8 protein-coding genes are annotated in these 8,697 nt (G+C 58.1%); 2 read left to right on the forward strand and 6 right to left on the reverse strand.

Annotation, left to right across the window (positions count from 1 at the left end):
- Nucleotides 1–17: 17 nt before the first annotated feature.
- Genes WBF69_RS12595 through WBF69_RS12610 form a run of 4 tightly spaced genes read right to left on the reverse strand, consistent with a single transcriptional unit; the run spans nt 18 to nt 3,736 of the window.
- Nucleotides 18–1,307, reverse strand: a complete 1,290-nt coding sequence (locus WBF69_RS12595; protein ID WP_424264490.1) for a TRAP transporter large permease — start codon at nt 1,305–1,307, stop codon at nt 18–20.
- A gap of 9 nt (nt 1,308–1,316) precedes the next feature.
- Nucleotides 1,317–1,958, reverse strand: coding sequence for a TRAP transporter small permease subunit (locus WBF69_RS12600; RefSeq protein WP_424264491.1), 642 nt, complete (start codon nt 1,956–1,958; stop codon nt 1,317–1,319).
- A gap of 8 nt (nt 1,959–1,966) precedes the next feature.
- A complete protein-coding gene (locus tag WBF69_RS12605; protein WP_424264492.1) occupies nt 1,967–3,001 on the reverse strand; it encodes a TRAP transporter substrate-binding protein in 1,035 nt (344 codons plus the stop codon).
- 45 nt (nt 3,002–3,046) lie between these two features.
- On the reverse strand, nt 3,047–3,736 hold the full coding sequence (locus WBF69_RS12610) for an RraA family protein (RefSeq protein WP_424264493.1): 690 nt from the start codon (nt 3,734–3,736) through the stop codon (nt 3,047–3,049).
- A gap of 117 nt (nt 3,737–3,853) precedes the next feature.
- On the opposite strand from WBF69_RS12610, the gene WBF69_RS12615 reads away from it, so the two are divergent.
- Nucleotides 3,854–4,759: a LysR family transcriptional regulator gene (locus WBF69_RS12615; RefSeq protein ID WP_424264494.1), complete on the forward strand. Its 906-nt coding sequence runs from the start codon at nt 3,854–3,856 to the stop codon at nt 4,757–4,759.
- Here WBF69_RS12615 and WBF69_RS12620 read toward each other — a convergent pair.
- Nucleotides 4,697–6,100, reverse strand: coding sequence for a diguanylate cyclase domain-containing protein (locus WBF69_RS12620; protein ID WP_424264495.1), 1,404 nt, complete (start codon nt 6,098–6,100; stop codon nt 4,697–4,699). The genes WBF69_RS12615 and WBF69_RS12620 overlap by 63 nt on opposite strands.
- A 253-nt stretch (nt 6,101–6,353) precedes the next feature.
- On the opposite strand from WBF69_RS12620, the gene WBF69_RS12625 reads away from it, so the two are divergent.
- Nucleotides 6,354–7,637 (forward strand): sensor domain-containing diguanylate cyclase, encoded by a 1,284-nt coding sequence (locus WBF69_RS12625; RefSeq protein ID WP_424264496.1) that lies wholly within the window; start codon nt 6,354–6,356, stop codon nt 7,635–7,637.
- Nucleotides 7,638–7,699: 62 nt separating this feature from the next.
- Here WBF69_RS12625 and WBF69_RS12630 read toward each other — a convergent pair whose 3' ends face one another.
- On the reverse strand, nt 7,700–8,464 hold the full coding sequence (locus WBF69_RS12630) for an EAL domain-containing protein (protein WP_424264497.1): 765 nt from the start codon (nt 8,462–8,464) through the stop codon (nt 7,700–7,702).
- Nucleotides 8,465–8,697: the final 233 nt, after the last annotated feature.

The raw sequence follows: 8,697 nt of genomic DNA on the forward strand, positions 1-8,697 counted from the left end.
ATTTCCTGGGGAAAACGTCATGAAACGGCTACGTGAAACGGTAGCCACAGCGCCAGGTCCGGGAACATCAGCATCAACGCCAGCATCAGCAGCAGCGCCAGACAGAACGGCAGGATTCCGTACACGACGTCGATGAACTTGCCTTCCGCTCGGATGCTCTGGACGACGAACAGGTTCATGCCAAAGGGCGGCGTCAACTGGCCCATCTCGCAGAGCAGAATCATGACGACGCCAAACCACACGGGGTCGAACCCCATCGCGATGACAATGGGCACGGTCAGCGGGGCGGTGGTGACCAGCATCGCCAGGGTATCCATGAAACACCCCAGGATGAGATAAAACAGGATGATCGCCAGCATGGTCCCCATCGGGGACAGAGACAGGCCGGTGACAAAGTCGACCAGGGCCGTCGTCAGGCCGATGGAAGCCAGGACGAAATTCAGAAAAAACGCGGAGAGCGTGATGAGAACGATCATGCCCGTCGTGCGCATGGTGGCCTCGAAAGCCTGGCGCAGCATCCGGGTGGTCAGTGCTCCTTTGTAGCCGGCCAGCGCCAGTGCTGCGATCACGCCTAGGGCTGCCGATTCGCTGGCTGTGGCGATGCCCCCGTAGATCACGCCGATCACCAGTCCGAATATTGCCAACGGAGGCAGCAGGTGCGGCAAGCTCTGGATCCGCTCTTGCCGGGTCACGCTGACCCGGACGCCGGCCAGACTGGGCCGGATCAGGCAGGCGCAGACGATCAGCAGGACGAAAAGACTCGTCAGGATCAGCGCGGGTACGGTAGCGGCCAGATAGAGCTTGGGAACCGACACATTCGCGATCAGCGCGAAGACGATCATATTGATCGATGGCGGGATCAGGATGCCGAGCGTCCCGCCGGCGGCGATGGAGCCCAGGAACAAGGGGGCTCCGTATCCCGATTTCCGCTGCTCGGGCAAGGCCAGCGTCGAGATCGTGGCGGCTGTCGCCACGCTCGATCCGCTGGTTGCGGCAAACAAGGCGGAAGCGCCGATATTGGCGTTCATCAGTCCGCCGGGTAGCCACGAGACCCATTTCGAGACCGCGCCGTACATCTTCCCGGCTACCCCAGAGCTGACCAGCAGCTCGCCCATCAGCACGTAGAGCGGGATGGCGACCAGCAGGAATTCAGCGCTGGTGCCCCAGGCCAGTTCGCCCAGAGCGTTGATCAGGGACAAAGGGGAATACAGCTCGGCCAGCGCGATGCCGAGGATTCCGACGCTGGCGGCGGCGGTCACGCTCAAGGCCAGAAGGCCGAGCAGCAGGATTACAGTCACAGACAACATAAGGGGTCTCTATGCTTTCAGGCCGGTCGCCGTGTGTGTTGCGGGCTCGTTGGGTGCGGGTTTGACCTCTTCGCGGATCTCTTCCTCGACGGAGTTGATGCCGATCAGCCTGCCGACCTCGTCGGTCCGCTTGCGGATAAGAAGGGCGAGCGAGATCGTGAACAGGCAGAGGATGGTGGCGATGAAGAACACATAGCCTGCGAACCAGATGGATTGAGGGATCCACAGAGGAATTTGCAGGGGGGTGTTCGATATGGCCTGATAGGAAATGGAGTCCTCCAGCACCAGCCAGGCCTGGTAAGTCAGCAAGCCGACGAATACCGCCAGGCACGCCAGCGCGAACAGATCCAGCGCCGTTCGCAGGGTGCGCGGGGCATGCACATACAGCACATCCACCCGGATATGGGAACGTCGCAGTAGCGCGATCGGGAATGCCCAGGCGCTGACGCCGGCAAGCACATAGCCCGCGATCTCGTCCGCGCCGCCGATGGACCAGCCGAAGAACTTTCGGCAGATCAGGTCCACGGCAATGAACAGGGATGACAGGAGCAGGCCGATGCCGCCGATCCAGGAACCGAAGCCGGCGATTCGGTTCAGCACATGCAGCGAGGAGGAAGGGGGTCGGGTGGTCATGGCCTGCTTGCCTGTCATTGAACGGTTTACTGGATGGTGACGCCCGCAGCGACACCGGCCGTTTCATTCCATTCACGGACACAATCGGCGCCGCAGCGCTCGCCCCACTGCTTGGCGATATTTTGCGCGATGTTGCGCAGCTCTTCACGCTCTTGGGCATTGGGTGCCGCAGCATGCATGCGGGTCTTGGTGTGAACCTGGCAATCGCCTTCGCCCGTGTTGCAGGCCAGCGCGTAATCGTTCTCGCGTTTGGTTTCTTCCCAGAGCCTGTCTTCGAGCGTCTGGGACTGTTGTTCCATCAGCGCCCGGACGTTCGGGTCCAGCTTCTGCCAGCGCTTGATGCCGATGCCATAGAAACCGACGGACCAGTCAATGGGCAGGTTGTAGAGGTTGTTGGCCACTTCGTACCATTTTGCGGCGTTGCCCGAGCCGATGCCTGTGACTGCGCAGTCGATCACACCGGTTTGCAGTGCGGTCACCACTTCCGCAAACGGAATCGTGACGGGATTAGCACCCAATGCGCTGACGTAGTCAGCCATGTTGCGGCCACGAGTCCTGATCTTGCGGCCTTTCAGGTCGCTTAGCTGATTGACGGGTTCTCGGCAGAAGAATACCTGGGCGGTGTAAGCGACGGTCGCCAGCAGCTTGATCCCGTGGCGGTCCAGCATGCGCTTGTCCAGTACGGGCTTGTACGCCTTTGCGATCTTGTAGGCTGCGTCGATATCGGGCGCCATGCCGGGCAGGTCGATGCCTTCGAACATCGCGTCGTCTCCGCTGACGTAGGCGAACACGCCCATGCCGATGTCGAGCGCGCCGGAGCGCATCAGGCGGATGACCTCGGGACCCTTCAGGCCGCTTTCGGCCAGACCGGTGAGATCTGCGGTGATGCGACCATCAGATGCTTCCGGCAGCGTCTTGCTCCAGAAGGGCTTTTCGACTGCGCTGAACGTGTAATTGTGACTGCCTCCGCCAACCACTTTGAAGTGGGTTTCGGGTAATTCGGCTGCAACGGCGCTGAATTGCATCGCAGCCAGGGCAAAACCAAAAACAATCTTCCTCATTACCATCTCCTCGGGAAAAACAAATAATCCAGATCTCGATTTTTATCAGGCGGATAATGCTCTTGAGTCGGCAATAATCGAGTTTCTTTCAATTGCGAAACGAGATCCGACAATATCGGGAAAACGTTCTCCTGCTTGAAGCCTGCTCAATGTTATTTTTTCTTTTTCCTGTAATTCGATCGCCTTTTGCGCCTCGGCGCGAATTTCGTTCGGACGCAGCACCAGAATGCCGTTCTCGTCGGCAAGCACCGCGTCGCCAGGATGGACGGATACGCCGCCGCAGCTGATTGTGCAACAGAATCCCCCGTCCTGTTCCAGCATCCTGGTTGTCACCACGGAAGGACCGCGAGACCATACGGGAACGCCATGCTGGCGCAATTCCCCCAGGTCTGTCACCTTGCCGTCGACAATCATGGCCGCCACGCCGGCCTGCGCCGCCGCGAAGGCCATGGCGCCGCCAAACGCTGCCGTGGTGGACTCTCCGCAGCGGTCGATCACGAGAATGTCTCCTTTGCGCACGCAGCCCATTGCATAATGCATAATGCCTCCGTCGGTTCCCGGCATTTGCACGGTGACGGCGGTGCCGACCACTTTGATGTCGCGTTGATGGCTGCGTATTCCGCCATCCATGAATCCACGGGAACGGAAATGGCCGATGTTGGCCGGTTCGGCGCAAGCAAGGTATGCTAGTTCCGTGGCCGGAATCGGGGCGGGCAAGGGGTTAATTAAATACATGCTGAAAGCGTCGCTTTTATTAAAAAGTCACATTTTTAATTGGTAAATCCAGAATATCATGCAGCTTATTGTGATTAATAATCACGAATTTCGTCGACTTGAAAAGATATCCTTATCATGCGGATAACCCTAAGTCAGCTCGAGGCATTCTATTGGGCTGCCCATCTCGGCAGCACGCATGCCGCTGCGCGACATCTGCACCTGTCCCAGCCGGCGATCTCCGCGCGTATCCGCGAACTGGAAAACGCTCTGGAAGCAAAACTGTTCGAGCGAGCCGGCCAGCGGATGACGTTGACGGAAACCGGCATGGCGGCGCTTCGGCATGCTGAGCAAGCCCTGCATAGCAGCCGCCAACTGGAACATTTCCGCAAGGGGCGCGACGACGCGACCAAACTCAGACTGGGTGCGGACGAATGTTCCGCCACGGTGGGGTTGACGGAGGTCATCGCGCACATCAAAGAACACTTCCCCTCATTGGAACTGGAAATTACGGTCGATGTGGGTTCCGTACTGAACCAGAAACTGAATGCCAAAGAGCTGGACATGGCGTTGCTGACCAATCCCTCGACGGGGCCGGACATTACGGATTGCTTCATCGGCGGGATGCCTTTCGCCTGGGTCGCGTCTTCTTCGATGCCGATTTCGGCGAACCCCTTTCGTCCCCGGGATGCACGCGGTCTGAACATCGCGACCCATTCGGCGCCGTCCACGCTGCATGCGGTGGTCGAGGGTTGGCTCGGCAGCGGCGGCACGCAACCGCATTCGTTGAGCACCAGCAATTCCCTGGCCTTGATCGCCAGGCTGACCGCTGCCGGACACGCCATTGCGATTCTGCCGCTGCCGTTGCTGAAGGAAATGCTTACGATGGGGGTGGTGCGCACCCTCCCGTGCGACCCCCCGATTGCGCCGGCGAAATTCTATATTTCCTATCTGACCGCGTCACATAACCAGCAGATGGAATCAGTCGTTGCGCTCGCCAAAGACGCGTTGCTGCGCCTGAAGTTCCTGATCGTCGAGCAGTAGATCGCCTGTGTTCTGTCGTTTTCCATGTTTTGCCCGGTACATGGCTTGATCGGCATGCTTCAGGAGTTGATGGGTAAGCTCGCCGTCTTCGGGGTAATGCGCGATCCCGATGCTGGGCGCGATACTCAAAGTGTGGCCGTCCAGCGTGAATGGCCGGCTCATGACATCGTGGATTTTCGTCGCGACCATGGCGGCATGCTCGGGGTCGGGTACCCGCTGAAGAAGGATCACGAACTCGTCGCCGCCAATACGCGCCACTGTGTCTGATTCACGCATGCACTGCAGCAAGCGGCTGGCGACTTCTTGCAGCAGCAGGTCGCCCACGTTATGACCCAGGGTGTCGTTGACCCGTTTGAATTGATCCAGATCGAGATACAGCACGGACAGCCGTTCTTGTGCTCGCTGGGCCATTGTCAGGGCCGTCTTGAGCCGGTCATCCAGCAGCCCGCGATTGGGCAGCCCGGTCAGTTGATCGTATTGCGCCATGTGCTGAAGTCGATCCTGCATGCGCTGAGCTTCTATGACGACAGCAATCTGGGTGGAGATGAACTGCAATAATTCCAGATCTCTTTCGTTGTAGCATGCGCCGCCCCGGTAGCTTTTCAGCGTCAGCACACCGATGGTGCCGTGATGTGATTTCAGGGGAACGCCCAGTTGGCACAGTGGAATCGGGCTGACGCGAGCATTCTGTCCATCCGGCCTGATCGTTTCCAGCGGCAGCAGGAGCGGCTGCCCGCTTTGCAGAATCGTCGTGTGCGGCGTCCCGGCCAGCGGTCTATGGGGTTCGGGCTTGTGATCGTACTGGTCCGCGTAATAGGGAAAGCTCAGTAACCCCGTTTTCCGATCATATAGCGCGACAGAAAAATTGTCCGCCGGAAGCAGTGTGCAGACGATCTGATGGATGCGCTGAAGCAGTGTGGACAGGTTTGCAGCCCCGTGGGAGGCTTCGGAGATTGCATGGATCGAAGCCTGGATCGACTCAGCGCGCTTGCGTTCGGTAATGTCGCGCGCTACGCCGATCCGCACCTGATCGGTGGGCGACCAGCGTGTTGCCCACATGAGATGGATGATCTGCCCATCCTTGCGCACATAGCGGTTCTCGAAATGAAGTTGAGGATGGCCGGCCATGACCTCGTCCACCGATTGCCGAGTCCGTTCACGGTCCTCCGGCAGCATGATGTCGAACATATTCATTCCGATCATTTCATCGGGGGTGTACCCGAATATCCGTTCGCATGCTGCGCTGGCAAATACCACACGCGCGTCGAGATCGACCGCAAACACCGCATCTATCAGAAGATCGATGAAATTGGCATCGGGCGTGTAGGTTCTTTTGCGCATGAGAAATTATAGATTCACCTTTCTATGGCGGCCAGTGTGGGCCTTCTAGGCAAGCAAACGCCGAATGCCGGGAACTCGGTACGTGGTCCTTGCGTTGGCTTTTCCGCGATACGATTCAATGAATTTGTATGTCTGGCGTGCTTTGCTGTTAGCATTGACTTTCGACATGGCGCCCACCTTCAGTCATTGATTGGATGCTACCGCTGTCCACTGAATCCTGGTAATCCCATTTTTTATAAACCGGACAGCCTCCGTGACTTCTTTGCCCATCCCCGCCACGACCACGTGTCCCGACTTTGGACAGTTGCTGCAAACGGCTGTAGAGCAGGCTTTCAATGCCGTGATCGTCACCGATGCGGGGCAACAGAATGGCGACTTTTGTATCATCTATTGCAACCCAGCATTTTGCCGCATGACGGGCTATACCGCCACCGAGCTGCTGGGACGTTCGCCGCGCTTGCTGCAAGGCCCGAAAACCGATCCGCTGGTGCTGCAAAAGCTGCGCGAATGCCTGGAAAAGGGGCGGTTTTTTCAGGGTTCTACGGTGAATTATCGCAAGGACGGGAGCAGCTACTTGGTGGAGTGGAGCATTTCACCCGTCAGCGATGCACATGGCAAGGTGCAAGCCTATGTCTCGGTGCAGCAGGACATCACGGCGCGGGTGCGTGCCGAGCAACGGCAGGCCCTGTTGGCTCGGGCACTGAACGCCACGCAAGACGCGGTGCTGATTGCAGACAAACAGGCACAGATTTTGTTCGTCAATCAAGCATTTGAAGAGCTGACCGGATACGGCAGTGACGAAGTGCAGGGAGATAATCCAAAATTTCTGCAATCGGGAGAGCGCAAGCCAGATTTCTATATTCAATTGCGTGACGCCTTGGCGCGTGGCGAAAGTTGCAACACGATGTTTACCGACCGCCGCAGAGACGGCAGCATTTACCATGCAGCGCAAACCATCACCCTGCTCCAGGATGAGACAGGGATAATCCAGCATTACGTCAGTGTCACCAAGGACGTCACGGAACTGGTGATGCGCACCCAAGAACTGCGCGAACAGGCTCACCGCGATGCCTTGACCGGCCTGCTCAATCGTCGCGCCGGTGAAAAGCGATTGCAGCATTGCCATCGCGCGGCACAAATGGAAGGTCGGGGTTACGCCTTGATTTTGGCCGATATCGATAGATTCAAGTCCATCAATGACCGCTTTGGCCACGAGGAAGGTGATCGGATGCTCAAGCGCTGTGCCGACGTGCTCAGCCGTATGGTGCGCAGTGGCGATGCGCCGGTGCGCTGGGGAGGCGAAGAGTTTTTGATCGTGCTGTCTGACTGCAAGTTGCATGCCGCCCAGGATCTGGCCGAGCGGGTGCGCCGGGCCATGGCCGCCGAACGAGATGTCGTCGTCGGAACCATCACCTTGTCGTTGGGCGTGGCCGCTTGGCAGCCTGGGGAATCCAGCACTGCTTTGCTGCGCCGCACCGACCAGGCACTGTACCGGGCCAAGGCCGATGGTCGCAACCAGGTTGCTGTGGCATTCTGAAACGCTGAAGCACCGAAGCCGCGTGTGTCCGGGCAGCAGGATTGTGCTGCCCCTGCAAGTGCTTAGTCTTCAGGCCAACGGATGGCCGGCAATTGCTCAAATACGGGCTTGGCAAATAAATAGCCCTGGAAATGATGGATGCCCAGGGCCCTCAGGGTGCGGTATTCGGCCAGCGTTTCCACGCCTTCTGCAATGACCTCGATCGATAGCGTCTTGCAGACACCCAAGATGCCCTGCACGATAGCATGGCGCACCGGGTTGGTGTCGATATGGCGCACCAGATCCATGTCGAGTTTGATGATGTCCGGCTGGAATTCTGCCAGCAGGTTCAGGCCGGAGTAGCCTGCGCCGAAATCGTCGATAGCGGTTTTGAAGCCGCGTCGCCGATATTCCTTCAATATTCCCTTGAGGTGATCTTTATCCACCACGCGTTCGTTTTCAGTGATTTCAAAAATCAGCCGATCGGTGGGAAATTGGTACTGCTGCGCTGCTTCCAGTGTGGTGCGAATGCAGGCGGCGGGTTCATACACCGCGTTGGGTAGGAAGTTAATGCTGACATGGCAGCCAATGCCTAGCTGAGCAGCCAGACGCACAGCCATCACACGACAAGCCTGATCGAACTGGTAGCGGTTGTCGTCGTTCACCTGGCTGAGGATATGTGCGGCGCCCTGGCCATCCAAACCACGCACCAATGCTTCGTAGGCGAACACTTGGCGACTGCGTACATCGACGATTGGCTGAAATGCCATGCTGAAATCTATCGTCAGCGGTGGCCGGTCCTGGCAGGCTTTGCAAGGAGCAATGGATGATGTACGTTGCATGGTCATTGGGGCATTTTACTTGAGTGTCCACTCAATCGCCACATCAGCGGGATATGGCTGGTGATTGGTCTTTCTGGCAACATCAAAGTCAACGGAGGTGGCTGCCTGAATGAGGCGCGCATCGAAAAGAGGCTCTACATCATTAACGGGGGACACCGGCATTCATTAGACTTGTTTTTGCGAAGAACACGTTTAATGGAGCAATGCCGATGTCCCCAATCGATTCTATCCTAGGGATC

The sequence above is a fragment of the Castellaniella sp. genome (assembly GCF_049673105.1).
In the GTDB taxonomy this organism is placed as follows: domain Bacteria; phylum Pseudomonadota; class Gammaproteobacteria; order Burkholderiales; family Burkholderiaceae_B; genus Castellaniella.

Excerpts from the sequence above, each read along its gene's own strand:
- WBF69_RS12595 (WP_424264490.1), bottom strand. The coding sequence starts at position 1,307 with ATGTTGTCTGTGACTGTAATCCTGCTGCTCGGCCTTCTGGCCTTGAGC.
- WBF69_RS12600 (WP_424264491.1), bottom strand. The coding sequence starts at position 1,958 with ATGACAGGCAAGCAGGCCATGACCACCCGACCCCCTTCCTCCTCGCTG.
- WBF69_RS12605 (WP_424264492.1), bottom strand. The coding sequence starts at position 3,001 with ATGAGGAAGATTGTTTTTGGTTTTGCCCTGGCTGCGATGCAATTCAGC.
- WBF69_RS12610 (WP_424264493.1), bottom strand. The coding sequence starts at position 3,736 with ATGTATTTAATTAACCCCTTGCCCGCCCCGATTCCGGCCACGGAACTA.
- WBF69_RS12615 (WP_424264494.1), top strand. The coding sequence starts at position 3,854 with ATGCGGATAACCCTAAGTCAGCTCGAGGCATTCTATTGGGCTGCCCAT.
- WBF69_RS12620 (WP_424264495.1), bottom strand. The coding sequence starts at position 6,100 with ATGCGCAAAAGAACCTACACGCCCGATGCCAATTTCATCGATCTTCTG.
- WBF69_RS12630 (WP_424264497.1), bottom strand. The coding sequence starts at position 8,464 with ATGACCATGCAACGTACATCATCCATTGCTCCTTGCAAAGCCTGCCAG.